The following is a 23,725-nucleotide window of genomic DNA, read 5'->3' as shown; positions in this document are numbered from 1 at the left end:
CAATGATGACAATGCCATCACAACAACGCGGGATTTCAATGATTGGCTGGGCAGTGATTCTGCTTGTTGCCGTTGTATTGGGTACGGCAGCTCTGCGGATGGTGCCCGCCTACATGGAACACAACACAATATCTTCATCAATCAAGTCCCTGATGCAGGATAGCAAGACCGCGTTAATGTCACCCAATGAAGTGCGCGAAGCCCTGAGAAAACGGTTTAAAATCAACCAAGTTAATGTGATCAGCGCCAACGATCTTACAATCAGCAAGGATAGCGGGATCCTTAAAATCAGTACTGATTACGAGGTTCGCGAACCTATGTTCTACAACGTCAGTATCGTGATGACCTTTCAGGACGAGTTCAGCAAAGACGTTCGCCAGTGAATAATGATCTCGACAGGTTGATGGCCCGGCTGGGCTATCGTTTCAATGATATTGAATTGCTGGCACTGGCACTGACCCATCGCAGTGTCAGCCGCCACCGTAACTACGAACGCCTGGAATTTCTCGGTGACGCCCAGCTCGGGCAGATCATTTCCATTGCCTTGTTTGAGCGCTTCCCGGATGCAGCAGAAGGGCAACTCACCCGGATGCGGGCGTCCCTGGTGCGGGGCCAGACCCTGGCCTTGGTGGCGCGGGAGCTGGGCCTGGGAGATTATCTGGTACTGGGCGGTGGCGAACTGAAAAGTGGTGGTTTTCGCCGCGATTCCATTCTTGCTGATTCTCTGGAAGCGATAATCGGTGCCATCCTGCTGGATGGCGGCGAGGCGCCCTGCCGGGAAGTGGTGCTGGACTGGTTTGATGAACGGCTGCAGATCATCACCCCGCAGAGTGCCCAGAAAGACGCTAAAACCCGCCTGCAGGAATGGCTGCAGGCCCGCAAATTCGAATTGCCCACCTACCAGGTCACTCAGGTGGAGGGTCTCGCTCCCACGCAGACCTTTGAAGTGACCTGTGAACTGGAGCAGATGCAACAAACCTTCAAGGCCCAGGGAGCCAGTCGCCGCAAGGCCGAACAGCAGGTCGCGGCCACTGTCCTGAGCTGGCTGGAGCAGCAGTATGACTGACGTAACACCGACCCGTTGCGGGATGATCTCCATCGTTGGGCGGCCCAACGTGGGTAAATCTACCCTGATGAATCACCTGATCGGGCAGAAGGTCAGCATTACCTCGCGCAAGCCGCAAACCACCCGTCACCGTATTCACGGTATCCATACCCGTGACAACTATCAGATTATCTTTGCCGATACCCCTGGCATTCATACCGGTCAGGAGCGGGCGCTTAATCGAGCCATGAACGAAGCTGCAGTCTCCACGCTCAGTGGCGTCGATGTGGTGTGCATGATGGTGGATGGTCTCAAGTGGACGCCGGGTGATGAGTACGTGCTGTCGCTGTTGCCCGCACATCCGGAAATGCCGGTGCTGCTGATCATCAACAAGGTGGACAGCCTGGATGACAAGGCCCAGTTGCTACCACACATTGAAGCGCTTACCGAGCGTTATCCCTTTGATGCGGTGATACCGGTGTCGGCGCTCAAGGAACAGAACCTGATGGAGTTGGAAAAGGCGCTGGTCGAGCGCTTGCCGGAAGGGGAGTTCTGGTACGACGAAGATCAGCTCACCGACCGCAGCCTGCGCTTCATGGCGGCAGAAATTATTCGTGAAAAAGTGGTGCGCCAGTTGGGCCAGGAACTGCCCCATCAGGTGAGCGTGGAAGTGGAAATGTGGGAAGATGGTCCCCGTGTCACCGAAGTTTCTGCGGCGATCCTGGTGGAGCGTCGTGGCCAGAAAAAGATTCTCATCGGTGACGGTGGTGACCGTATCAAGCAGATCGGCACTCAGGCACGGGAAGACATTGAACGCCTGATTGATCGCAAGGTGATGCTGAATCTGTGGGTGAAGATCAAGGCTGGCTGGTCCGACGACGCGCGGGCGTTGCGCTCGCTTGGTTATGACGAACGGAATTGAGCGACGAGCTTATAGCTACGAGCTGCTAGAAAAACATTGTGTTTGGCTTTATGCGAAGCACCATCCTGAAAGCTAGAAGCTAGAAGCTAGAAGCTAGAAGCTAGAAGCTAGGAGCTTTTCCCGTGAACCCCACCCTGCAACCGGCCTGGCTGTTACACCGCCGGCCCTTCCGCAACACCAGCCTGATCGTGGAGCTGTTTGTGCCCGCGCTGGGCCGTGTGGGGGCGGTGGTGCGAGGCGGTCGCAAGGATCCGTTGTTGGCACCCTTTACTCCCCTGTGGATCGAACTGAAAAGCGCCGGCGAACTTTACAGCTTTCGTGGCTGCGAACCTCGTGGCCCGCGCCTGGCCCTGCAAGGCAAGCCTCTGTACTGCGGCTTTTATCTGAACGAACTCCTGACCCGTCTGTTGCATCGGGACGACCCACACCCGGAGCTTTGGCCGCTTTACGAACAGGCGCTCAATGCGCTGGCGGAAGGGCAATGGCTGGATGTGGCCCTGCGGCAGTTCGAGTTGGGACTGGTGGAGGAAATGGGCTACGGCATCGCACTGGGGTACGATATTCACGGCGAGGCATTGCGCCCAGACGGATACTACCTGCTGGATCCTCAGCAGGGCCTGTTGCCCGCCCAGGAGGGTTATCACGGCAACGACTTACTGGCCATCGTCAACGGCGACTGGCAACCGTCAGCCCGTAAAACCGCCCTCCACCTGTGCCGGGTGTTATTGGCCCCGCACCTGGGGGACAAACCTCTGAAAAGCCGTGAGCTGTTTCGTGAGAAATGAATAATGAGCTACAAGCCACAACGCAAACCAGGCTGAAGCTATTCTGTGGCCCCTTTGTCACGGTTTATGATGCATTTTTCCAGCCGTTTTTTCTAAGGTGTATGGTTTTGTAGGAGCCCATGCTTGCACGGCGAACAGATTTTGGTAGCGCGGAGCACAGACAGTTTCGATTGGCACAAAACTGACTCGCGTTGTAGCTTGAAGCTTGTAACTTGCAGCTGATTTTTTGAGGAATTCCATGTCCAGAGTATTGCTCGGCGTTAACATCGATCACATCGCCACCCTGCGCCAGGCCCGTGGCACCCGTTATCCGGAGCCGGTGCAGGCTGCGCTGGTAGCGGAGCAGGCGGGGGCGGATGGAATTACTGTGCATCTGCGCGAAGACCGCCGCCACATCAATGACCGCGACGTGGAGCTGCTGGCGCAGACCCTGCAGACTCGCATGAACCTGGAAATGGCTGCCACCGAGGAAATGGTCGCCATTGCCTGTCGCATCAAGCCGCCCCATTGCTGCCTGGTGCCGGAAAAGCGCGAAGAGCTGACCACAGAAGGTGGGTTGGACGTGGTGGGTAACCAGGCGTGGATTGCCCAGTGCTGCCAGCGCCTGGGGCAGGCGGGCATTGATGTGTCCCTGTTTATCGATGCGGACCCGGCGCAAATCCGTGCCGCCCGGGAATGTGGTGCGCCCACCATCGAAATTCATACCGGCCATTACGCCGATGCGACGGACCCGGCCAGCGAGCAGCAGGAACTGGCGAAAATTCGAGATGGTGTTGCCTATGCGCTGGAGCAAGGCCTGGTGGTGAACGCCGGCCATGGTCTGCATTACCACAACACTCTGCCCATCGCCGCTATTCCCGGCATCAACGAACTGAACATTGGCCACAGCATCATCGCCCGGGCCGTGATGTCCGGGCTGGATGACGCGGTGCGCACAATGCGGGATCTGCTTGACGGGGTTAACCGCTAGCTAGGAGCGTTGGATCGGAAAACGTCGGAAAGCTGCAGGACTTCGTCATCTGTACAAAGCTGCTGTAGGAGCGTCGCTGGCGGCGCGATTAGCGCTCTACGGTGGCTAATTAACGGAATCTCTCGAGCTCTGGGATCCCTGATCGTCCTGCGGACGATTTCCTTGTTGCGCAAGGTTCGCGGCCCAAGCTCCGTATTCGCTACGCTCACCCTTCGGGGCGACCTACGGTCGTTACTCCGCTACGCTACGTTCCTGCAGCGGCTTCGTAGAAGCATTAGGGATAATATCGCGGACAGGGTACGGGCCGTCAGGCTCGGCCCCTACCGCGTTGTAGCTTGCAGCGCTTCTCTTCACATCGGCAACACTTCCACCGTCCCCAGATACTGCAGCCGCCGCTGATCGGCTTTCTTGTTGCTGACCTTGTCATCAGAGCTGGCGGCTTCCAGGTAGTAGCGGCCGGCCTGGGGCCAGGTGATGGACAGCATGCCATTGTCGTCACTGGTCACAGTCCAGTTGTCCTGGCTGTCGCGGTAGCGGGTGCCACCGGGGACCAGTTCCATTTCCACCCCAGAGGCTGGTTCACCGTCCACCAGCAACCGCCATTGTGCGGTTTCACCGGCGTAGAGATCGTTGGGGTGAGTGAGCATTTCCAGTTCCATGCCTTTACCGGTAGGTGCGATGGCGGTCGGAGCGCCCAGTGTAACTACGGTTTCCAGGCGGTTATGGACTTCGCTCAGTGTTACGTCGCTGGCATTGTCCGGCAGTTGGGCAAGCAGCTTGTCCGCATCCATGCCGCGGGCACGTTTCCGCTCACCATCCACCTGGTACATCAGAAAATAACCGGGTTTGGCCACGGCGATACGGTAGCTACCGGGTTTGTTCAGTTTCACATCGAAGACACTGCGACGATGTCCTTCGAGCCGGTTCTCCACGGTGGCGGCCTGCCCATCAGGATCGCTCACTTCCAGGTAGTCCAGCGGGTAGGCGCGTTCCACGCCGAAGATTTCGTTGGAAATGCTGGCATCCACGGTGACCCATTGCGGTTCGGAGACACTGGTGTGGCTGGGTAGCAGCCAGAGTTTGTGAGCCTGGGCCGGCAGAGCCATTGCCAGTAGCGATAGCATGCCGATGCGTTTTAGCGTGATGTTCATGGCGCTTATCCTTTTCAGTTTATTGGGCTTCAGGGTCTTACGCTGAGCGTGACGGTGCCCAGCTCACTGGTACCGTTAACCTGTTGTTGCTGGTGGTTGCTGGCCGGCCACTGGAAAGGCAGGCGTACTACTTCCCGGCCGCCCACTTCACGGGAGGCCTCGACTACCAATTGGTACTCATCCGCGGGCAGTTTCTGCAGGCTTTGCAACTCGCTGAAATCCATTTGGTGCTTGCCGGGGCTGCGGGTGGCGCCGGTGAGGCCGTCATAGGGCTTTTGCTGGCCCCGGCCGGTGCGACGCCACCACTGGCGGATATCCTTGAGCCACTTTTCCTGATCGTCGTACCACAGACCCAGAGGCACGATGGTGCTGCGGTCGGCGTTTTCCACCCAGAAGGCCACGTAGGGGGCGTGGTATTCCGCCACCCGCAGCCGGGGGACTTCTACCTCTACCTGGAAGGTGTCGGCGCTGGCGTAACTGGCCAGCAGGGAAAACAGTGCGAGAGGAAGTAAACGCATAGGGCTGTCCTTGTTAATGCATGAAAACCACGATCAGCAGCCAGGGCAGCACCAGCCCGGCCAGGGTGACCGGCCAGGTGGCCGGGCGTCGTTTGGCATGAAGCATCATCAGCCCCAGACCAGTGAGCGAGAACAGCAGGCTGGCCACGGCAAAGATGTCGATAAACCAGGACCAGGCGATGCCGGTATGACGACCTTTGTGCAGGTCGTTGAAAAACGCGATCCAGCCCCGGTCGGTCTGCTCGGCCAGCACCGAGCCATCATCAAGATCAATGGCCAGCCAGGCGTCTCCGCCGGGCCGTGGCAAGGCCAGATAGACTTCCCCGGCCGACCATTCGGCGGTCTTGTCACCGGTGCGGATCTGCATCTCCTGGTCCAGCCAGTCGCGCACCGGAACGGGTAGGGGGCCCTCCTGGTGAAGACTCAGTGCTTCCAGTAGAGGGGCGGGCAGGGAGGCTTCCTGTTCCCGGATAGTCGGGTCGGCGCTGATGGCACTGGCGTGGTTAAGCGTGATCCCGGTGATGCTGAACAGCAGCAGACTGATCAGGCAAAGGGCCGAGGTAATCCAGTGCCACTGGTGGAGCTGTTTCAACCAGAAGGCTTTGCGTTTCTTGTTCACCACGGAAAGGGCTCGGCATATTTCGGTGGCAGGGATGGTAATGAGAATGGTTATTTTTAAACAGCCGTAAGGGTGTAAAGAATGTAAGGGGTGCTGGTGGAAGTGAATTAAGTTCAAATAATTCTGGATTTGTTAAATGATAATTTCTATCATTCGCGAATGAATGCTGTTGCCCAAATTCCCTCCCGTTTGCTGGTCATCGAAGATGATGCTGTGCTCAGTGCGCATCTCCATGATTTCCTGTCCGAGCGCCGATACCAGGTCACCCTCTGTGCGGATGGCACCCTGGGGCTGGCGGCGGCGTCCTCCGGCGACTTTGATCTGGTATTGCTGGATATTCTGTTACCCGGGCTGAATGGCCTGGAGTTGCTGGGCCAGCTTCGCCACAGGAGCCCGGTGCCGGTGATCGTGGTGTCTGCTCTTGGCGATGAGCAGGCAAGGATTCAGGGGCTGATCGGCGGGGCGGATGACTATCTGCCCAAGCCGTTCAGCATGGCGGAATTGGCGGTGCGGGTAGAGGCGGTGCTGCGCCGGGTCAGCATGGAGCGACACCGGATGGTGTCGTCGAATTCGGTAGGTGGATTGGTTCTGGAAGAGCCGTCCGAGACTGCCTGTTATCGCCAGCGTGACCTGGGGCTGACCACCACGGAATTTCGTTTGCTGCAGGTGCTGCTGGAGCACCATGACCAGGTATTGAGCAAACCCTTCCTTTACCAGACGGTGTTGTACCGGGGCTGTGGTCGCCACGATCGCAGCCTGGACCTGCATGTGAGCCATCTGCGTCGCAAGTTGCGGGATGCCGGCGCGCCGGAATCCTCTGTTCGCACCGTTTGGGGCCAGGGATATACCCTGATCACCGAGCACCTGTGATGCTGGGGCGACATTCTCTGTTGTGGCGGCTGGCGTTGCTGCTGATGGTGACGGCGGTGTGCACCGTGACGCTCAGCGACTGGCTCAACCGTACTCTCAGCAGCCGTGCCCTGTTGCTCAGCGACGAGGCAAAAAGCGCCCTGCGCGGTTATGCCGCCGATGCAGAGCAGGCCTGGTTGGAGAACGGTGCAGCGGGGGTAGAGCACTGGATTGCTGCCATGGGTGATCGCGAACCCGGTAACATCATGGTAGTCAGCCAGGATGATCAGTCACTCAGTGGTATTCCCCTGACGGAATCAGAACGGGCCGGCCTGCGGTTTCAACGGGGTCTGGAATGGCGGATGAGTTTTCGCTATCGCTCCATGCCCTATATCGGTGTCCCTTTCCCCAAAAGCCCGGAGCAGGGCAGTCTGGTGATGCAACTCCCGCCCCGTTACATGCCCGGCCAGGACTGGCCACTCTGGAAGTCTTTGTTGATGGTGGGGCTACCAGCGTTGGTGGCACTGATACTGGGGCTGCTGCTGTTCTGGCGTGTGCGTGTGCCGCTGCGGGAATTGCAGCATCAGGTGCTGCAGTTCAAGGATGATCCGCAGGCCCGGGTTCAGCCCTCGCTGAGCCACCGTCGTGACGAATTCGGCGATGTGGCTCGCAGTGTCAATCACATGGCCGAGCAGGTGTCGGCTATGCTGGCCACCCAGCGGCAGCTTCTCAACGATATGTCCCATGAGCTACGCACGCCACTCAGTCGTCTGGCGGTGGCGCTGGAGAGTGATCTGGATGAGGCGGGGCTACGGCAGCGGGTGGCGCGTGAGCTGGTGCAGATGCGTACCCTGGTCAACGATACGCTTACCCTGGGTTGGCAGGATACGGAATCCGGTGACGGTGGGCAGGAGCCGATCTCGTTACTGGCCCTCTGGGATGTGGTGAGCGACAACGCCGCCTTCGAAAGTGGCTGGCTCCAGTCACGCTTTCCCTGTGATCTTCCTGCCGATGCGCAGGTCCGCGGTAATCTCAATGCGCTGGCCCAGGTACTGGAAAATCTGGTGCGCAATGCGGTGCGTTATTCTCCGGCGGAGGGGCGGATTTCCCTGTCAGGAACCCGGGAGGGGGACTGGTGGCACCTGTGGGTCACTGATCAGGGGCCAGGTGTGCCTGCGAATCGTCTGGAAGACATCTTTGCACCTTTCGTCCGTCTAGACAGTGCCCGTGCCGGCAACAGTGGTTTCGGGCTGGGGTTGAGCATTGCCTTTCGCTCCGTGCAGTGGCTTGGCGGCCAACTGTGGGCAGAAAACGCCGACCCTGGGCTGCGGGTCCATCTGCGATTGCCGGCGGCTGTATAGTTTGTAAATCTCCTTTATATGCAAACAAGAATCAATATCATCACCAGTGAATAATGTTCATTAATTCCTTAGGCGGCTTTATGCCGCGTTTGCGGGGGGATCAGCGCCTGGTTGCCAGAAATGGCGCCGGGGCTCTGGTCATGTTGTCGATGTTATTGAGGAGATAAGGAAGATGGGAATGCGTTTGGGGAACCTGGGGCTGGTTTTGCTGGTGACCAGCGGTATCGCCTGGGCAGAGCAGGACAGCCACGAGCTTGGCCAGATTTCGGTGACTGCGGGGGGCTACGCCCAGCAGGTGGAAGATGCTCCGGCTTCCATTAGCGTAATCAACCGGGAGCAGATCGAGCAGCGCTATTACAAGGATGCTACCGATGCCTTGCGGGATATTCCCGGCGTCGTTGTGACCGGTGGCGGTTCCGGTGATCGCGGCACGGATATTGTCATGCGTGGTATGCCTTCGTCGTACACCCTTATCCTCGTCGACGGCAAACGCGTCTCCACCCGCGAAACCCGCCCCAACGGCAGCGCCGGTTTCGAGCAGGACTGGTTGCCGCCCTTGCAAAGCATTGAGCGGATCGAAGTGGTGCGCGGGCCCATGTCCACCCTGTACGGTTCCGATGCTCTTGGTGGGGTCGTTAACATCATCACCCGCAAGGTGGCCGATGAATGGGGTGGTTCAGTGCAGCTGGACACCATCATTCAGGATGATTCCCGATCCGGGGATATCAAGCAGGGTAATTTCAGTCTCAACGGCCCCCTCAAGGAAGGGCTGGTGGGGTTACAGCTTTACGGTCGCTTCCAGGACCGGGAAGAGGATCTGTTTGAAAACGGCTTTGAAGAAAAATCCCTGAAGAACCTGACTGCCAAGGTGTCGGTGACGCCCAGCAAGGATCATGACCTTGTGCTGGAGGCCAGCCAGGTGGACCAGCGTCGTCGTTCGCTGGTCGGTTACAGCGCCCCGGCCACCGATTGTCGTGGTGGCTGTACAGATTCCGATAATCGCAGCAGCCGCGAAGCCTTCTCGCTGAGCCATACCGGGCGCTGGGCGATAGGAACCTCTGATACCTATGTGCAACGGGAAAGGGCGGAAAACGAAAACCGCGAGATGGTGATCACCAACACCACGGCGAAATCGTCATTGGTCATGCCGCTGGGTAATCACAGGGTCACCATGGGCGCGGACTTTATTGAGGAAGCGCTCTCCGACAAGACCTCCAACCGGATTTCCGAACGAACCCGTATCGATACCGCAAAATACGCGCTGTTCGCAGAAGACGAATGGATGCTGACTGATACTTTCTCGCTCACCGCCGGGGCACGGCTGGATGACGATGACAATTTTGGTAGTCACTTCAGTCCGCGACTGTATGGCGTGTGGGGCTTCAGTCCTCGCTGGACCCTGAAAGGGGGGGTGTCTACCGGTTTTCGTTCTCCCTCGTTGCGTGAAATTACCCCGGACTGGGGGCAGGTGAGTCGTGGTGGCAATATCTACGGCAATCCGGATCTGGAACCGGAAACGTCAGTAAACAAGGAGCTGGGGCTGTACTTCAATGCCGGGCGTAGCCTGATGGCGAACGTCACCGTTTTCCATAATGATTTTGAAGACAAGATTACCCGCATTGCCTGCCCGATTGCTATTTGCACCGACGGTGCCAATCAGTTCGGCGCTGATCCTACCTATCGGGTCAACGTGGACGAAGCGGTAACCCGGGGGGTAGAAGCTGCCCTGTCGTCCACACTGTATCGAGTGCTGACACTGAGTCTCAGTTATACCTATACGGATTCCGAGCAGAAATCCGGGGAGTACAAAGGGGAACCGCTGAACCAGTTGCCGGAACATCTGGCCAGTCTGCAGGCCAACTGGCAGGCCACGGACACCGTATCGCCCTGGGCAACGGTGCGCTATCGCGGAGAGGAAAGCCAGCCGACTACCGGGCCTTCCAGTAGTGCCATCATCGCGCCGTCCAGTACGCTGGTGGATGCGGGGCTGGGGTTCCGGTTGTCACCGCAGGCGAAACTGAACACTGGCATCTATAACCTCACCGACAAGACAATTTTGCTGGATGAGTATGGCTATGTGGAAGATGGCCGGCGTTACTGGCTGGGCGTAACCATGAACTTCTGATGGTTTGTGCAAAAAAAACGCCGGCATCAGCCGGCGTTTTTTGTCTTCAGGCCTACGATTACAATTTTGCCTGAAGGCTGGCGCGGAAGTCCGCATCATACTGCGCCAGACGGACGATCTGGTTGTATTTTTCCAGTTCCAGGCCGTTGTCTTGCACGGCTTCCACCATTTTCTGCTGGGCTTCCTGCTGAACCTCCATGGCTTTCTTGGGCTTGTCCTGGTTGGCTTGCAGCTTCTGGGAATACTTTTTCTGAATCCCTGCCATGTCTTTCTGGGTGGCAACAAATGCATCCAGATCCGAATCGGAAAAGTCGGAAGCATCCGGCAGGTTCTGCTGCTGAGGCATGTTCTGGGTCTGCGGAGCGCCTTGTTGCGGGGCACCGGTGGTGCCAGGCTGCTGTGCGATGGCGGTGGCGGTCAGAGCGCTGGTAAACAGCAGTGCGGCCATGGCGGTTATTGGCTTTTTCATAGATCAGTCTCCTTTGCGTATTCATGCCCCCCTGCATGAATGTCAGAGGGCAGTTTTGTGCCATGGCGTATCGGGTCATCGCGCATGGCACCTGACAGGTCCGACAAACCTGTGAGTATCCGTTCCTTGCCTTTTGTTAAGTTGTGTAAATATGTGTGGCGATCGTCATTCATCGCGTATCACCGGTAATCGATAGTCAAAGATCCTGCTGTCCTCGGCACTTTCCTTTTTACGCTATGACCGTTTCAATAGGTGGGTGGATTTCGTCCACGATGGGACTGATAAGAAAAACCAAGGAGAGCTGAATGTTGAAAAGAACCGGAATTGTTCGCGGAACGCTCGTAGCATGGATGTTGTTGGCCGGCACGGCGGCACAGGCTGAGTTTTACACTGGTGCCCAGGTCAATATGCTGAACATAGATCGTGGCTCGGTCAGCAATGTGACTCTCACCGGTCTGACACTGCGTGGTGGCATGGTACTGCACGAGCTGATTAGCGCCGAGGTTCATGCCGGTAAGGCATTCGGTGATGATTCCTACCGCGGCGTGGAGGTGGAGAATGACTTTCACTACGGCGTGTATGCCCGGCTGACGCCACCGCTAGCAGGCCCTGTCCGTCCGTATCTGATCGGGGGTTACAGCTATGTTGAGAATGACTTCAATGGCGAAACCCTGCGTGACGACGGTGCCTCCTACGGTGGTGGCTTCGACCTAGGGATGGAAAAGCACATCAGCATGAGTCTGGAGTATTTGCGTCTGGTGGATAATGACTTCGGTACTCAGGAACTGATTGGGCTGGGACTTAACTACAAGTTCTGAGAGAGGAAATGCCGGGTTGCACCGGGGAGACGGCGAGTAGTCCGGGCTCTCGGTGCGATCACAGGCTGTCTTTTATATTCTTAAAGGTTATAAAAGTATCACCATATATTCCTTTATCTTCTTCGCTAACTCCCTATCATGGCACTCGCAATTCCTGTTTTGAGGTGCTGTAGATCATGGGTAGTGCACAGCTTATTACACGTTTCGGAGATAACACTGCCGGCTTGTCCAAAGAAGCCTTGTCAGACTTGAATCGTGTCTATGGTCCGTTGAGTTTTGAAGAGCGTATCGCGCGCGTGTTTGAGGATTTTTCCCCCGAGCGCATTATGATTACCTCTTCCTTTGCGGCTACCTCTGCGTATTTCCTGCATATTATCTCCAGCATCCGTCCCGAGCAGCCGGTGCATTTCATCGATACCGGTTACCACTTTGAGGAAACACTCAAGTACAAGGACTACCTGGTGGAGCGCTTTGGCCTGACCGTCATTGATGTGACCCCGGACCCGGACCATCATCAGGTGTCTTTGGAAAACCGCATGTGGGAATCCGATCCGGACCTGTGCTGCCAGGTGAACAAGGTGAATCCCCTGGATGAGGCCAAGGAAAACTACGACCTGTGGATTTCCAGCCTGATGGGCTGGCAGACCGAGCACCGCGCCGGGCTGCAGGTATTCGAAGAGCGTGGCGGGATGATCAAGTTCAATCCCATGATCGACGTGACCAAGGAACAGCGCGATAGCTATATCGAAGAACACGATCTGCCGTTCCATCCGCTGGTGGCGGAAGGCTATAACTCTATCGGCTGCAGCCACTGTACCTTCAAGGGCGAAGGCCGCGAAGGTCGTTGGAAAGGCCAGCAGAAGACCGAGTGCGGCCTTCACCTTTAAGTTATTCCGGAACCACGCTAAACGGGCGCTTAATGCGCCCGTTTTTTTGTTCGGTCGACCCTTTCCTTATTGTTGAGTAGGCTTTCGGTATCTCCCTCTGCCTGCCAGCCCATGAAGCGACAATACCGAAAAAGACGATTTCTTCTGACAGGCTTGTTGCTTGCTTTGCTACTGATGCTGGCGGCCCTGCAATGGTGGCCGCTGCCTGAGCGGCTGGATAACACGCCCTACGCCACCTTGATGCTGGATCGCCACGGCCGCCTGCTGGATGCCCGGATTGCCGAGGATCAGCAGTGGCGTTTCGTGCCGGTGGCACAGCTGCCGGACAAATACGAACAGGCACTGCTGTTGTTCGAAGACAAGCGCTTTTACCGGCACCCGGGCATTGATCCGCTGGCCATCGCCCGGGCCATGCGCCTGAACCTGGAGGCGGGAAGGGTGGTCAGTGGCGGTTCTACGCTGACCATGCAGCTGGCTCGGCTGCTGCGTGACGACCCGCCGCGGACTCTCACCGAAAAAGCCCGTGAGGCGCTACTGGCATTGCAGCTGGAGTGGCACTTCAGCAAGCCGGAGATCCTTGTCCATTACGCCAGCTGGGCTCCTTTCGGTGGCAACATAGTCGGCTTGCGTGCCGCATCCTGGCGTTATTTTGGCCGCGAACCCGGAGCCTTGAGCTGGGCGGAGGCGGCCCTGCTGGCAGTGCTACCCAATTCGCCTTCGCTGATCCATCCGGGTCGTAATCGCGAACGTCTGCTGGCCAAGCGCAATGCCTTGCTGCAGCACCTCCACCGTCAGGGTTCCATGGCAGATGCAGACCTGCGGCTGGCGTTAATGGAGCCTTTACCTGCCGCGCCCAGGCCTCTGCCGGGGCTGGCCCCTCACTTGCTGAACACTCTCTCGAAGACTTCCACGGGACGGCTACTGACCACAACGCTGGATGCGGACCTTCAACGGCGGGTCAGGGAATTGGCCCGGCAGCACGGTCGGCGGTTGGCCCGCGATGGGGTCCATAACGTGGCGGTGGTGGTCATTGATCATCAGCAACGACAAACCCGCGCCTATGTGGGCAACGTCTCCCATGGCGACCCTGCGGAATACGGGGCAGCGGTGGATATCGCCAGCGCTCCCCGTTCCACCGGCAGCGTCCTCAAACCCTTGCTGTACGGGTTGATGCTGGATGACGGGCGTTTGCTGCCCGGCACCCTGGTGCCGGATCTGCCCACCAACTATGGCGGTTTCAGCCCGGAAAACTTTGATCACGGCTATCGGGGGGCAGTGCCTGCGCACCAGGCCCTGAGCCAGTCACTGAACATTCCCGCGGTACGTATGTTGAAGGACTACGGGCTGGGGCGATTTCATAGCGAACTACAGCGCCTGGGCATGACCACCCTGTTTCGTAGCGCAGAAGACTACGGGCTCACCCTGATCCTCGGTGGGGCAGAAGGGCGGCTGGATGAACTCACCGCAATTTATGCGCAGATGATGGCCAGCGCCAATGGACTGGCCCCTGAATCAGTGCGGACACTAACAGGGGCGCAACCCGGGGCGGTGCCGGGAGTGGCAATCAGCCCGGGCGCCGCCTGGCTTACCTTGCAGGCCTTACGGGAGGTCGCCAGACCAGGCACGGCACAACAGTGGCGACTGTTCACCTCCAGTCAGCCGATAGCCTGGAAAACCGGCACCAGCTACGGCCTGCGCGATGCCTGGGCCATCGGCAGTAATGGGCAATACACGGTGGGTGTGTGGGCGGGCAACGGCAACGGCGAGCCGGCCCCGTCCCTCGGCGGGGCAGTGACGGCTGCACCACTGATGCTGGATGTGTTCAGCCTGCTGGGCACTGCGCCATGGCCGCAGCCGCCATTGGGCGAACTGAAAACCGTGCAGGTCTGTGCCGATGATGGCTACCTGGCTGGGGGGCGGTGCGAGACCGTGGACCAGTGGGCTCCGAGACAGAGCCATTTTCAGACCGTCACACCACACCATATCCGCGTGCACCTGGATGCCAACGGCCAACGGGTGCACAGTCAGTGTGAATCAGTGAGTCAGATGCAGCATCGGGACTGGTTCGTACTGCCACCGGCCCAGGCCTGGTTCTATCGCCGTCATCATCCCGGCTATCGGCCTTTGCCGGCCTGGCGGGCCGACTGTGTGGCTGGCGCCCGTGCCATGCAAAGCGAACCGCCCATGGCGCTGGTTTACCCCCATGCCGGCACCGCTATCTACATCCCCGTGGAGCTGAATGGTCGCTTGGGCCGCGCCGTTTTCCGCGCGGTCCATCAGCGCAGCCAGGCAGAGCTGTTCTGGCATCTGGACGATCGTTTTCTCGGCAAGACCCGTCACTTCCATGAACAGGCCATCATCGCTGAACCCGGCTGGCATACGCTGACGCTGGTGGATGATCAGGGGTTTCGATTACGTCATCGATTCAAGGTGCTGGGGAAGTGAGCGCTTTTAATTACAGGACAGTGGGTGGGTATACGGAAAGTTTTATTTGATTTCGGTAGCTCGGGGGCTGGTATGAGTATTCGGTATGTGGAGTCCACAAAAAGTCGTGCAAGAGCGTAAAGCGTCGCATTTACGGTATCGGGGTTTATAGGGGCAAGCAGCGGTTTGACTGCTGGTCTCAAAAGCCTCTTATCATTTGTTTGACTGATTTTTCAGATAAACAATAAATGCCACCACGGCAATGCCGCAGAGGAACAGCACGAAAGCGGTAATCAGTTGTTCCAGAGTCATGATGAAGGTCTCCTGTCTGTTATGTAGACATTATCACGGCACCGCCGCCTTTACTGAATAAGCGCCGGTGTCGTGATTCGGATCAATCTTTCTGCCAGGTTCGTTTCCGTGGGCCGCTCTAGTCGATACCACAGAGTAACTGTTCCGTCCTGTCCCAACCCAGGCAACCATCGGTGATGGAGAGGCCGTACTGCAGGGGTTTCTGCAGGGGCTGTTTGCCGTCCTGAAGATGGCTTTCCAGCATGACACCGGCGATATGTTTTTCACCCTTGCGCCGCTGTTCAAGCAGATCGTTCAGCACCTCCGGTTGCTTGAGTGGATCTTTGCCACTGTTGGCGTGGCTGCAGTCCACGATCAGTCGCGGGTTGCGGCCTTTAGCCTGCAGGGCGTCGACGGCAGTGCGAATGCTGTCGGCATCGTAGTTGGGGCCTTGATGCCCGCCGCGCAGTACCAGGTGGGTATCCGGGTTGCCCGCTGTCTGTAGCAGGGCGCTGTGGCCGTTGTCATCGATGCCAAGATGCGTGTGGGGATGCTCGGCGGCGCCCATGGCGTCACTCGCTACATCAATGCTGCCATCGGTGCCGTTCTTGAAGCCCACGGGCATGGACAGGCCGCTGACCATTTCCCGGTGGATCTGGGATTCGGTGGTGCGTGCGCCGATGGCTGCCCAGCTGAGCAGGTCGCCCAGGTAGTCGGCGGCCATGGGGTGCAACAGTTCGGTGGCCAGGGGCAGTCCCAGCCGTGCCAGGTCCAGCAACAGGTGGCGGGATACGTTCAGCCCGGTGGCGATATCGTTGCTGCCGTCCAGGTGTGGGTCGTAGAGCATGCCTTTCCACCCCACGGTGGTGCGTGGCTTTTCCACGTAGGCGCGCATTACCAGGAAGACCTTGTCGTCCAGCTGACGGGACAGTTCGCTCAGACGATGGCCGTATTCCAGCGCTGCTTTCGGGTCGTGAAGCGAGCAGGGGCCAGTAATAACAAGCAGGCGGTCATCGGTGCCATTGAGAATATCGCGTACGGTTTGGCGATGTGCCTGAATCTGTGCTGCCAGCCGGACGTCCACCGGCAGGCGATCACGCAGCACGGTGGGGGAGGGCAGCGGCAAGCTGCGGCGCGGACTGGTGTCGGCGGGGGTAGTGGTGCTCTGTGTCTGTTGCATGGTCGTTCCTTACTGTTCTGTGCGCATTACCGTCGCGCGTGATTCGATCGTAGTGTTCGCTGGAGCGGGCTTTGCCATTGGCTAAATCGCGATTCTTTGTGGTGCTGGCTATATCGATACATGGTGTTTGTCCTCTGTGGTGCGGTGTTTCGGTATTTATCGGGCAATAAAAAACCCCGGGCGGGATACCGACCGGGGTTTTCATGATTCGGCAGGCGTCCCGTAGCGGGCGCGCCTGGGTAACGGTCAGGCGCGCGAGCGGCTAAACCAATACCCATAATAGAAGGCAGCGGGCACAACCGTGCCGACCGGGTTGCGGTCTGCATTGATGCCGTGATTGTGCAGGGCTGCGTTCATGGTGAAATCTCTTTGAATTCAGTTCTCAAGCCTAGCGATGGCGCCCGTCAGAAGCAAGAGGGCGAGCCTCTCTCCTTGATAGGTGGTCAATATGCCGGGTCGGCATGACAGGATCGTGACAGGACAAGGCAAAAAAATGCCCACCGAAGTGGGCAAGGAAGGTGGAGACAATCAAGGAGAAAACAGGATCAGAAGATATCGGCCTTGCCGATGGCGTTGGTGATGACCTGGGCGAAGTGGCCTGCGCCCTTTTCCAGGCCCTTGAAGCCGCCGGTGTTGAAGCTGACGGTGTTGCCTTGCCAGATAATCGCTTGCTGGTCTACATCCCAGAGGTCCAGCCGAACCACATAGATGTCCTCATTCACGAAAAAGTCGTCGCTGAACACCTGAGGGCGCATGGTCATGGTGCCGGCGACCGGTACGGCCGTCCCCGGGTCACCTTTGACTTCAAGGGTTTCGGTGCGCTGCTCTTCCAGGTGGATCGCCAGGGCGCTGTCGAAGCTATTTTCCTTCATGCGTTGCGCCAAATAGTCACGGCTTTTACCTTCAATCCCTTTGTCACCAAAAACCGTGTGGGCGGCGGTGGCCTGGATACCCTGTTCGGCAAACTTGGCGACAATGGCGTTTTCCAGGTGGGCACGCAGTTCATGCTCTACCAGAACCCCCACCACCAGTGACTGGTAGGGACCTTGGGGTTCTTTTTCTACGCCGGTCTGGGTGTTGACCATACGGGTGTCGTGGTAGCCGGTGGCACAGGCCGCGAGTAGTGCAGCGAACAGGGCCACCATGGCAAATTTCACTTTTCTCATCGTTCCATCCTCATTCTGTTTGGCAGGCCACTGGGGGCAGCCTGCGGTGTCCTTGCCTTCTCAGAAGTTGTAGGTGGTGCTCAGGGACAGATAATCCCGGTCGTTGACCACGCTGTACTTGGCATCGTTATAAGTGGTGTAGGACAGGTCGGCGCTGAGTTTCTTGTAGCTCATGCCCACGCCCAGACCCAGGCTGCGTTCGTCTTCTTGCAGTGCGTCATCGCTGGAGTAGCCTTCCACGCCATGTTTCATGGTCAGCGACGGGGTCAGCGCTACCGGGCCAATGACGTTGGCATAGGTGGATTTGAGCGTCAGTTGGTAACCCCAGCTGAAGTCAGTTACATAGCCGTCCTCACCCAGCTCGCCAACCCCGAAGTTGGTGTGGCGGCGGAAGCGCATGTCTTCCTGATCCGGCAGGTCGGAGATGAATTCCGAGCCTATCTGAGTTGAGACGATGGTTTTCTGTGCCCCCAGCAATTTGGGGATGACCGTGGTAAAGGTCACTTCGGCACGCTGAATATCGAACTCCTGGAAGCCGGTGACTTCGTTGCCGGAGCCGTAGACGTAGTCAATGGTGTCCTGGGGAACGGTGGCAAACCCTTGTGCGGCCGCTGCCGGCACGCCATTGGCTTCCAGCACCCGTGCGGTTGTCAGATCCGGGGTGTTGATCTGGACTGGCATATCCGGGAGGTAGCTCAGGTTCATGGCCAGATTGCCGACACCCTCAAAGGTTTTGTCGGCGGTCAGGCCGATCACCTGAATATCTTCCGGGTATTCATAGAAGTAGGCGATGTCGTTGCCAGCGGTAATCCCCTGCGCCAGCGGGCTGTCTTCCTTGGTCACCGAGTAGATCGGCAGACGCATATGATAGTTCAGGAAGTAGGCGCCCACCTTGGCCTTGGATTTTGGGAAGGCATAGTCGAATTTCAGCCCGTATTGGCCGCCATCATCCGGCTCTTTTTCGTCCCGGCGTGGAATGTAGACGCCATTTTCATAGGCGGTCTTGTTGGGAATGATCACTGAGCTGGAGAAGGTGGCGTTACAGCCGACGGCGGTGTTGTCGAGGGTGGAAAAGAAGGTGCCACAGCCATCCAGGTTCGCGGCCCGCCACTCATACTGGTAGAAGGACTTCATGGAGAGCCGGTCGGTAAACTTGTAGTCGGCGGTCACCATGCCTGCGGGCTTGAGGAACTCGGTGTACTCGGCACCAGGACGATGAAGGGCGGCCAGGTCGATGGCGTTCAGCGAACTGAGGGAGCCACGGGAATACAGGCTGCGCCCCCACAGCAAAGTCTGACGACCCGCTTTCAGTTTCAGAGGCTGTTCGTTGACCTGGAAGGTGCCGTGGACAAAGACATCCTGAAAGGTGGCTCCCTGGAATTTGGAGTTGCGATCAAAGCCGTCATCGCTGAGCGGTTCACCGCCGACAAATTCATTGGGGAAGTTGCCGTGAGGGACATCCTTCTCTTTCTGCACATAGTCGTACCAGCCCTTGGCACGCACAAACAGGCCATAATTCTTGTACTGCAGGTTGACGTCGCCCACTGCCTTGGCAACGGCAGACACCACTTCGCCACCATCATAGTTCAGGTTGCCGTCGTCGGAGACGGCGGAACCGGAGGTGCCGCCGGGGGTATCACCGGCAAACAGGTTTTCCTTGCGGGCAGACTCCATACGGGAAATAGCGCCCACGGAGGCTTTCAGGTTCCATTTGACGCTGACGTCTTCATTGAACTGTTTTTCGCCAGCCATGGCCGGGGCTGCGGCTGTCAGCAGGCCCAGAGCCAGGGCACTGCTGCAGCCAACAGCGATCGCTTTGCTTCGCATTATTTTGCTCTCCCACTACCCAGTGATGAGCCGGGTAGAAATTCCGTTTGTTGTTGTGAACGTTGTTGTAGCGCACTTGTTGTCACGCCCGGTCCCATCGGGCGTTAAAATCCTGATCCTCGCCTTTCATTTTTTTGGACAATGATTTCGAAAAGCGATGATTCGGATTCAATTCATACATACCGACGGGTATGTGGTCAAGACGGACCAAGGTCGAAGTTGAGGGAAAATGGGGAGAGAAAGGCCTGTTACTGGAATAAGTGCGGTATTTTTTATGGAGTTTTCGTGATTTAAAACCGAGTAAAAGAAACGATACTGAAGGTGGTGTTTACTGTTCGTGGGAATTCGTTACCCAGGGTAACAAATAAAAGGTGGTTTCATTTTAGTGGCATTTGTGAGCTTTGACACATTTTCTAAAGAATTCCATAGCAGAAAACCACAGCAAGACTTTGCCTGGCAATGGTCCCTGATCGTGAAGATAAAAAAAGGGCGCCGTGTGGCGCCCTGAAGGGGAAGTCAGAGACAGAAATCAGAACACTTCAAACAGGCCAGCGGCACCCATGCCGCCGCCAATGCACATGGTGACAACCACATATTTAACGCCACGGCGCTTGCCTTCAATCAGGGCGTGGCCAGTCATGCGGGCACCGGACATGCCGTAGGGGTGCCCGATGGAAATGGCGCCGCCGTTCACGTTGTATTTCTCCGGGTCGATGCCCAGGCGGTCGCGACTGTACAGGCACTGGCTGGCAAAGGCTTCGTTGAGCTCCCAGATGCCGATATCGTCCACGGTCAGGCCAAAGCGCTTGAGCAACTTGGGTACCGCGAACACCGGGCCGATGCCCATTTCGTTCGGGTCGCAGCCGGCCACAGCCATGCCCCGGTAGGCGCCCAGCGGTTGCAGGCCCAGTCGTTCGGCCTCTGCAGCTTCCATCAGCACGCAGGCGCTGGCGCCGTCGGATAGCTGGGACGCGTTACCGGCGGTGATGAAGCGGCCTTCCTGAACCTCCTGTCCGCCCTTGAAGACCGGCTGCAGGGATTGCAGGCCTTCCTGGGTGGTTTGCGGGCGATTACCTTCGTCTTTGCCCAGAGTGACTTCCTGATCGGAAACCTCTTTGGTTTCCTTGTTCATCACTTTCATGACAGTGGTCATGGGGGCGATTTCGTCATCGAATTTGCCGGCTTGCTGGGCAGTGGCGGTGCGCATCTGGGACTGGTAGGCGTATTCGTCCTGAGCATCGCGAGATACGTTGTAGCGGTCAGCGACGATTTCGGCGGTTTCCAGCATGGACATGTAGATGTCCGGGCGATGCTGTTTCAGCCACGGATCGGCGGCGCGGAAAGTGTTCATCTTGTCGTTCTGGACCAGGGAAATGGACTCCAGGCCGCCGGCCACGGCCACGTCCATTTTATCGACAATGATTTCCTTGGCGGCAGTGGCAATGGCCATCAGGCCGGAGGCGCACTGACGGTCCATGGACATGCCGGACACGCTGGTGGGCAGGCCGGCACGCAGGGCGCACTGGCGGGCCACGTTGCCGCTGGTGCTACCCTGCTGCAGAGCGGCGCCCATGATCACGTCCTGAATAGTCTCCGGGTCGATGCCGGCGCGCTCCACGGCGTGTTTGATGGCATGGCCACCCAGCGCCTGGGCCTGAGTGTCGTTGAAGGCGCCCCGGTAGGCTTTGCCAATAGGGGTGCGGGCGGTGGAAACGATGACGGCTTCTCTCATGATGCCTCTCCAGATTGATATTCGGTCGATGTCTCGCTGAAGGAGTTTGCCTGCAGCCGGTTGATCAGCTGCTGCGTTTAACCCAGCTTGATGCCTTTGGCCTGGGCAGCCTTGGTGAGAATCTTGGTGACATGGTCGCCGCCGGCGAGAATTTCCCGGGCGTTGTCCATGTTGCCAATCTGTGCGAAGTGGGCGGCGACGCCATCCACATTTCGCTCGTCTTCATTCAGGTAGACGCCTTCGCTTTCCATCAGGCGAACCATGGCGTAGCAGCCGGCGCCTGCCAATACGATGCGGTGGGTCGGCGCCTTGTTACTGCACAGGAACAAGACTGCCGGGGTGATTTCCTTTGGCTCCAGCATGGCCAGCACTTCCGGGGGCATCAGGTCTTCAGTCATGCGCGTGGCGGCAGTGGGGGCAATGCAGTTGACCTTGATGTCGTATTTTTCCCCTTCAATACACAGGGTATTCATCAGCCCGGCCACGGCCATCTTGGCGGCCCCGTAGTTGGCCTGGCCGAAGTTGCCGTACAGGCCGGATGTGGACGTGGTCATGACGATACGGCCGTAGCCCTGTTCGCGCATGATTGGCCATACTGCCCTGGTGCAAATTTCGGAGCCGGTCAGGTGAACGGCGACCACCTTGTCCCAGTCGTCCTGGGTCATTTTCACAAAGCTCTTGTCGCGCAGGATGCCGGCGTTGTTGATCAGCACATCAATGCGGCCCCAGGTGTCCAAGGCCTGTTTCACCATGGCGTCCACCTGTTCCGGGCTGGACACATCGGCGCCGTTGGCAATCGCTTCACCACCGGCGGCCTGGATTTCAGCCACTACCTGCTCGGCAGCTTCGCTGGAACCACCACTGCCATCGCGAGCACCGCCGAAGTCATTGACCACGACCTTGGCGCCCAGACGCGCCAGCTCTAGCGCATGGCATTTTCCCAGGCCGTTACCGGCGCCGGTGACGATGGCTACTTGGTTATCAAAACGGATTGTCATGCTTCTCTCTCCCAATAATCTTCATCAAATACCCTTTTGTAGGAGCGTCGCTCTCGGCGCGAACCGGAACGAAGTGCATAAACCCAAAACCTGAAAGGCGGACTTACCACAGAGGGCACAGAGATCACTGAGGAAAAGACAGGTTTCCTCGGTGTGCTCTGTGTACTCTGTATGCTCTGTGGTGAAAAGGCTTTTGATTCTGGGTTCGGTTATCGCGCCGCGAGCGACGCTCCTACAGCGGCCTGTTAAATCAAGCTGGTACAATCGCCAGGCTCAGCCATTCGGCGATCAGAGCGGGTTTATCCTGTCCTTCGATTTCCACTTCCACACCATGGCGCAGTTGCCATTCTTTATCGGAGCGCTGCTTCACTTCCAGCAGGGTGAATTTGCCGCGCACCTTGCTACCCTCGCGCACCGGGTTCATGAAGCGCACCTTGTCGAAGCCATAGTTGATGCCCATTTCCTGGCCCTTGATGGTGGGCAGCACGTCCATGGCCATGGCGGACAGCAGCGACAGGGACAGGAAGCCGTGGGCGATGGTGGCGCCGAAAGGGCTTTCCTTTGCGGCCCGTGCCGGGTCCGTGTGGATCCATTGGGGATCTTCGGTCAACTCAGCAAAGCCGTCGATGCGCTGCTGGTCCACGGTGCGCCATTGGGACACGCCCACAGCTTCACCGGTTTTTGTCTGCAGTTCCTCAATCGTAATCTGCGCTCTGCTCATGGGGCTCTCCCTAATAGTGGCGCGAACGCGCCATATTTTCAGAATATTATTTCAAAAATATCAGTATGGGGGTGGCGTAACTGGCCGTAAAGGGTGAAAAGCGCCATGAAGGGCGAGAATTCCGCCACTGCTGTGCGGGAGGGTCAATGGTGAGGGGCCCCGGGTATGTCACTATTTTCCGATAAAATTGGTCTGCACCGTGATTGAGGAGCACCATGCCAGAACAAAGTGAAGCCCTGCTTACCGATCCCCGTGATGCGATTCTCGATGCGGCGGCCCTCTGTTTTATGGAGAGGGGTTTCAATGCCACCAGTATTGATGACATTGCCCGGCGTCTTTCTGCGACCAAGGGGATGGTGTATCACTACTTCGATTCCAAGGCGCAGCTTTTCTTCGAGATCCATCACCGGGCCATGGACGCGCTTTTTGAAGAGCTGGAACCGGTGGTCGGTTCCGATCTTCCTGCTCCGGAACGTTTTACGGAAATGGCCCGCTGCTATGTGCGCACCCTGATCCGTACTCAGCCTTACCAGCGTACCGTTTCGGAAGCGGTGCAGATGTTGCTGCGCAGCAGCACCACCGAGGCCCAGCGTGCCCAGCTCGAGCGCTTGCAGGAGCGTCGCAAGCGCTGCGAGGGCCTGTTCCTGACCGTGCTGGAAGAGGGCATCGCCAATGGAACCATGCGTGCAGCACGACCGAAGATGTCCATCAAGCCCGTCTTCGGCGCCATGAACTCGGTAATCAACTGGTACCAGCCCCGCGACTCGGAAACGCCGGCACAGCGGCAGGGTGTGGTGGATGAGGTGGTGCTGGTGGCACTGCGTGGAGTGATGAAAAATAGTTAAGGAGCCTCTGAAAAACTCCCCG

The 23,725-nt window shown here is 57.9% G+C and carries 22 protein-coding genes; 12 read left to right on the top strand and 10 right to left on the bottom strand.

Annotated elements, in window-relative coordinates:
• The first annotated feature begins 2 nt into the window (after positions 1 to 2).
• The 5 genes from T9A_RS09340 to pdxJ all read left to right on the top strand — a co-directional run bounded on the left by T9A_RS09340 (position 3) and on the right by pdxJ (position 3,722).
• Positions 3 to 383, top strand: coding sequence for a DUF4845 domain-containing protein (locus tag T9A_RS09340; RefSeq protein WP_232222058.1), 381 nt, complete (start codon positions 3 to 5; stop codon positions 381 to 383).
• Positions 380 to 1,066 (top strand): ribonuclease III, encoded by a 687-nt coding sequence (rnc, locus tag T9A_RS09335; protein ID WP_035247546.1) that lies wholly within the window; start codon positions 380 to 382, stop codon positions 1,064 to 1,066. Before T9A_RS09340 ends, rnc begins: the two co-directional genes overlap by 4 nt.
• Positions 1,059 to 1,967 carry a GTPase Era gene (era, locus tag T9A_RS09330; protein ID WP_035247543.1) on the top strand — a complete coding sequence of 303 codons (909 nt, stop codon included), beginning with the start codon at positions 1,059 to 1,061 and terminating at the stop codon, positions 1,965 to 1,967. The genes rnc and era overlap by 8 nt, the downstream gene beginning before the upstream one ends.
• Positions 1,968 to 2,089: 122 nt before the next feature.
• The gene (gene recO, locus T9A_RS09325) at positions 2,090 to 2,752 is read left to right on the top strand and encodes a DNA repair protein RecO (protein ID WP_035247540.1); all 663 of its coding nucleotides are present in this window, start codon (positions 2,090 to 2,092) and stop codon (positions 2,750 to 2,752) included.
• A 238-nt stretch (positions 2,753 to 2,990) separates the two neighbouring features.
• Positions 2,991 to 3,722 carry a pyridoxine 5'-phosphate synthase gene (pdxJ, locus tag T9A_RS09320; protein WP_035247537.1) on the top strand — a complete coding sequence of 244 codons (732 nt, stop codon included), beginning with the start codon at positions 2,991 to 2,993 and terminating at the stop codon, positions 3,720 to 3,722.
• Positions 3,723 to 4,072: 350 nt separating this feature from the next.
• On the opposite strand, the gene T9A_RS09315 is transcribed toward pdxJ, so the two are convergent.
• Genes T9A_RS09315 through T9A_RS09305 form a run of 3 tightly spaced genes read right to left on the bottom strand, consistent with a single transcriptional unit; the run spans position 4,073 to position 6,013 of the window.
• Positions 4,073 to 4,873 (bottom strand): DUF4198 domain-containing protein, encoded by an 801-nt coding sequence (locus T9A_RS09315; protein WP_035247534.1) that lies wholly within the window; start codon positions 4,871 to 4,873, stop codon positions 4,073 to 4,075.
• A 29-nt stretch (positions 4,874 to 4,902) separates the two neighbouring features.
• Positions 4,903 to 5,391: a DUF2271 domain-containing protein gene (locus T9A_RS09310; protein ID WP_035247533.1), complete on the bottom strand. Its 489-nt coding sequence runs from the start codon at positions 5,389 to 5,391 to the stop codon at positions 4,903 to 4,905.
• Positions 5,392 to 5,404: 13 nt separating this feature from the next.
• Complete coding sequence (locus T9A_RS09305; RefSeq protein WP_232222057.1) at positions 5,405 to 6,013, bottom strand: PepSY-associated TM helix domain-containing protein; 609 nt, start codon at positions 6,011 to 6,013, stop codon at positions 5,405 to 5,407.
• 156 nt (positions 6,014 to 6,169) lie between these two features.
• On the opposite strand from T9A_RS09305, the gene T9A_RS09300 reads away from it, so the two are divergent.
• From T9A_RS09300 to T9A_RS09290, 3 genes are all read left to right on the top strand, one after another.
• Positions 6,170 to 6,880, top strand: coding sequence for a response regulator transcription factor (locus T9A_RS09300; RefSeq protein ID WP_035247529.1), 711 nt, complete (start codon positions 6,170 to 6,172; stop codon positions 6,878 to 6,880).
• Positions 6,880 to 8,220: a sensor histidine kinase gene (locus T9A_RS09295; protein WP_035247527.1), complete on the top strand. Its 1,341-nt coding sequence runs from the start codon at positions 6,880 to 6,882 to the stop codon at positions 8,218 to 8,220. The genes T9A_RS09300 and T9A_RS09295 overlap by 1 nt, the downstream gene beginning before the upstream one ends.
• Positions 8,221 to 8,398: 178 nt before the next feature.
• Positions 8,399 to 10,345: a ligand-gated channel protein gene (locus tag T9A_RS09290; protein ID WP_084573456.1), complete on the top strand. Its 1,947-nt coding sequence runs from the start codon at positions 8,399 to 8,401 to the stop codon at positions 10,343 to 10,345.
• 58 nt (positions 10,346 to 10,403) lie between these two features.
• Here the strand turns inward: T9A_RS09290 and T9A_RS09285 are convergent, their stop codons facing one another.
• Positions 10,404 to 10,814, bottom strand: coding sequence for a DUF4168 domain-containing protein (locus tag T9A_RS09285; RefSeq protein WP_035247522.1), 411 nt, complete (start codon positions 10,812 to 10,814; stop codon positions 10,404 to 10,406).
• Positions 10,815 to 11,119: 305 nt separating this feature from the next.
• Between T9A_RS09285 and T9A_RS09280 the strand changes: the two genes are divergently transcribed.
• The 3 genes from T9A_RS09280 to pbpC all read left to right on the top strand — a co-directional run bounded on the left by T9A_RS09280 (position 11,120) and on the right by pbpC (position 14,964).
• Positions 11,120 to 11,632 (top strand): outer membrane beta-barrel protein, encoded by a 513-nt coding sequence (locus T9A_RS09280; protein ID WP_035247519.1) that lies wholly within the window; start codon positions 11,120 to 11,122, stop codon positions 11,630 to 11,632.
• A gap of 176 nt (positions 11,633 to 11,808) precedes the next feature.
• Complete coding sequence (locus T9A_RS09275) at positions 11,809 to 12,519, top strand: phosphoadenylyl-sulfate reductase (protein WP_035247517.1); 711 nt, start codon at positions 11,809 to 11,811, stop codon at positions 12,517 to 12,519.
• A gap of 174 nt (positions 12,520 to 12,693) precedes the next feature.
• Complete coding sequence (gene pbpC / locus T9A_RS09270) at positions 12,694 to 14,964, top strand: penicillin-binding protein 1C (RefSeq protein WP_084573455.1); 2,271 nt, start codon at positions 12,694 to 12,696, stop codon at positions 14,962 to 14,964.
• 409 nt (positions 14,965 to 15,373) lie between these two features.
• Here the strand turns inward: pbpC and T9A_RS09265 are convergent, their stop codons facing one another.
• The 6 genes from T9A_RS09265 to T9A_RS09240 all read right to left on the bottom strand — a co-directional run bounded on the left by T9A_RS09265 (position 15,374) and on the right by T9A_RS09240 (position 22,858).
• Entirely contained in the window at positions 15,374 to 16,414 is a 1,041-nt protein-coding gene (locus T9A_RS09265) for a 3-deoxy-7-phosphoheptulonate synthase (protein ID WP_035247513.1), read from the bottom strand.
• A gap of 545 nt (positions 16,415 to 16,959) precedes the next feature.
• Entirely contained in the window at positions 16,960 to 17,580 is a 621-nt protein-coding gene (locus tag T9A_RS09260; protein ID WP_035247511.1) for a hypothetical protein, read from the bottom strand.
• 60 nt (positions 17,581 to 17,640) lie between these two features.
• On the bottom strand, positions 17,641 to 19,407 hold the full coding sequence (locus tag T9A_RS09255) for a DUF1302 domain-containing protein (protein ID WP_052042729.1): 1,767 nt from the start codon (positions 19,405 to 19,407) through the stop codon (positions 17,641 to 17,643).
• A gap of 529 nt (positions 19,408 to 19,936) precedes the next feature.
• Positions 19,937 to 21,139: an acetyl-CoA C-acyltransferase gene (locus T9A_RS09250; protein ID WP_035247509.1), complete on the bottom strand. Its 1,203-nt coding sequence runs from the start codon at positions 21,137 to 21,139 to the stop codon at positions 19,937 to 19,939.
• Between the two features lie 77 nt (positions 21,140 to 21,216).
• Complete coding sequence (locus tag T9A_RS09245; protein WP_035247506.1) at positions 21,217 to 22,137, bottom strand: SDR family oxidoreductase; 921 nt, start codon at positions 22,135 to 22,137, stop codon at positions 21,217 to 21,219.
• A 250-nt stretch (positions 22,138 to 22,387) separates the two neighbouring features.
• Entirely contained in the window at positions 22,388 to 22,858 is a 471-nt protein-coding gene (locus T9A_RS09240) for a MaoC family dehydratase (RefSeq protein ID WP_035247504.1), read from the bottom strand.
• 215 nt (positions 22,859 to 23,073) lie between these two features.
• Here T9A_RS09240 and T9A_RS09235 point away from each other — a divergent pair, with 215 nt between their 5' ends.
• On the top strand, positions 23,074 to 23,703 hold the full coding sequence (locus tag T9A_RS09235) for a TetR/AcrR family transcriptional regulator (protein WP_035247503.1): 630 nt from the start codon (positions 23,074 to 23,076) through the stop codon (positions 23,701 to 23,703).
• Positions 23,704 to 23,725 lie beyond the last annotated feature (22 nt).

It is taken from the genome of Alcanivorax jadensis T9, assembly GCF_000756655.1.
GTDB lineage: Bacteria > Pseudomonadota > Gammaproteobacteria > Pseudomonadales > Alcanivoracaceae > Alcanivorax > Alcanivorax jadensis.
Note: the sequence above shows the minus strand (reverse complement) of the source record. Positions and strands in the feature narration are given on the sequence as shown.

Excerpts from the sequence above, each read along its gene's own strand:
- era (WP_035247543.1), top strand. The coding sequence starts at position 1,059 with ATGACTGACGTAACACCGACCCGTTGCGGGATGATCTCCATCGTTGGG.
- T9A_RS09285 (WP_035247522.1), bottom strand. The coding sequence starts at position 10,814 with ATGAAAAAGCCAATAACCGCCATGGCCGCACTGCTGTTTACCAGCGCT.
- T9A_RS09300 (WP_035247529.1), top strand. The coding sequence starts at position 6,170 with ATGAATGCTGTTGCCCAAATTCCCTCCCGTTTGCTGGTCATCGAAGAT.
- T9A_RS09260 (WP_035247511.1), bottom strand. The coding sequence starts at position 17,580 with ATGAGAAAAGTGAAATTTGCCATGGTGGCCCTGTTCGCTGCACTACTC.
- T9A_RS09245 (WP_035247506.1), bottom strand. The coding sequence starts at position 22,137 with ATGACAATCCGTTTTGATAACCAAGTAGCCATCGTCACCGGCGCCGGT.
- T9A_RS09265 (WP_035247513.1), bottom strand. The coding sequence starts at position 16,414 with ATGCAACAGACACAGAGCACCACTACCCCCGCCGACACCAGTCCGCGC.
- T9A_RS09235 (WP_035247503.1), top strand. The coding sequence starts at position 23,074 with ATGCCAGAACAAAGTGAAGCCCTGCTTACCGATCCCCGTGATGCGATT.
- pbpC (WP_084573455.1), top strand. The coding sequence starts at position 12,694 with ATGCTGGCGGCCCTGCAATGGTGGCCGCTGCCTGAGCGGCTGGATAAC.
- T9A_RS09280 (WP_035247519.1), top strand. The coding sequence starts at position 11,120 with ATGTTGAAAAGAACCGGAATTGTTCGCGGAACGCTCGTAGCATGGATG.
- T9A_RS09255 (WP_052042729.1), bottom strand. The coding sequence starts at position 19,407 with ATGCGAAGCAAAGCGATCGCTGTTGGCTGCAGCAGTGCCCTGGCTCTG.
- pdxJ (WP_035247537.1), top strand. The coding sequence starts at position 2,991 with ATGTCCAGAGTATTGCTCGGCGTTAACATCGATCACATCGCCACCCTG.
- T9A_RS09310 (WP_035247533.1), bottom strand. The coding sequence starts at position 5,391 with ATGCGTTTACTTCCTCTCGCACTGTTTTCCCTGCTGGCCAGTTACGCC.
- T9A_RS09290 (WP_084573456.1), top strand. The coding sequence starts at position 8,399 with ATGCGTTTGGGGAACCTGGGGCTGGTTTTGCTGGTGACCAGCGGTATC.
- T9A_RS09295 (WP_035247527.1), top strand. The coding sequence starts at position 6,880 with ATGCTGGGGCGACATTCTCTGTTGTGGCGGCTGGCGTTGCTGCTGATG.
- T9A_RS09275 (WP_035247517.1), top strand. The coding sequence starts at position 11,809 with ATGGGTAGTGCACAGCTTATTACACGTTTCGGAGATAACACTGCCGGC.
- T9A_RS09315 (WP_035247534.1), bottom strand. The coding sequence starts at position 4,873 with ATGAACATCACGCTAAAACGCATCGGCATGCTATCGCTACTGGCAATG.
- T9A_RS09340 (WP_232222058.1), top strand. The coding sequence starts at position 3 with ATGATGACAATGCCATCACAACAACGCGGGATTTCAATGATTGGCTGG.
- T9A_RS09240 (WP_035247504.1), bottom strand. The coding sequence starts at position 22,858 with ATGAGCAGAGCGCAGATTACGATTGAGGAACTGCAGACAAAAACCGGT.
- T9A_RS09250 (WP_035247509.1), bottom strand. The coding sequence starts at position 21,139 with ATGAGAGAAGCCGTCATCGTTTCCACCGCCCGCACCCCTATTGGCAAA.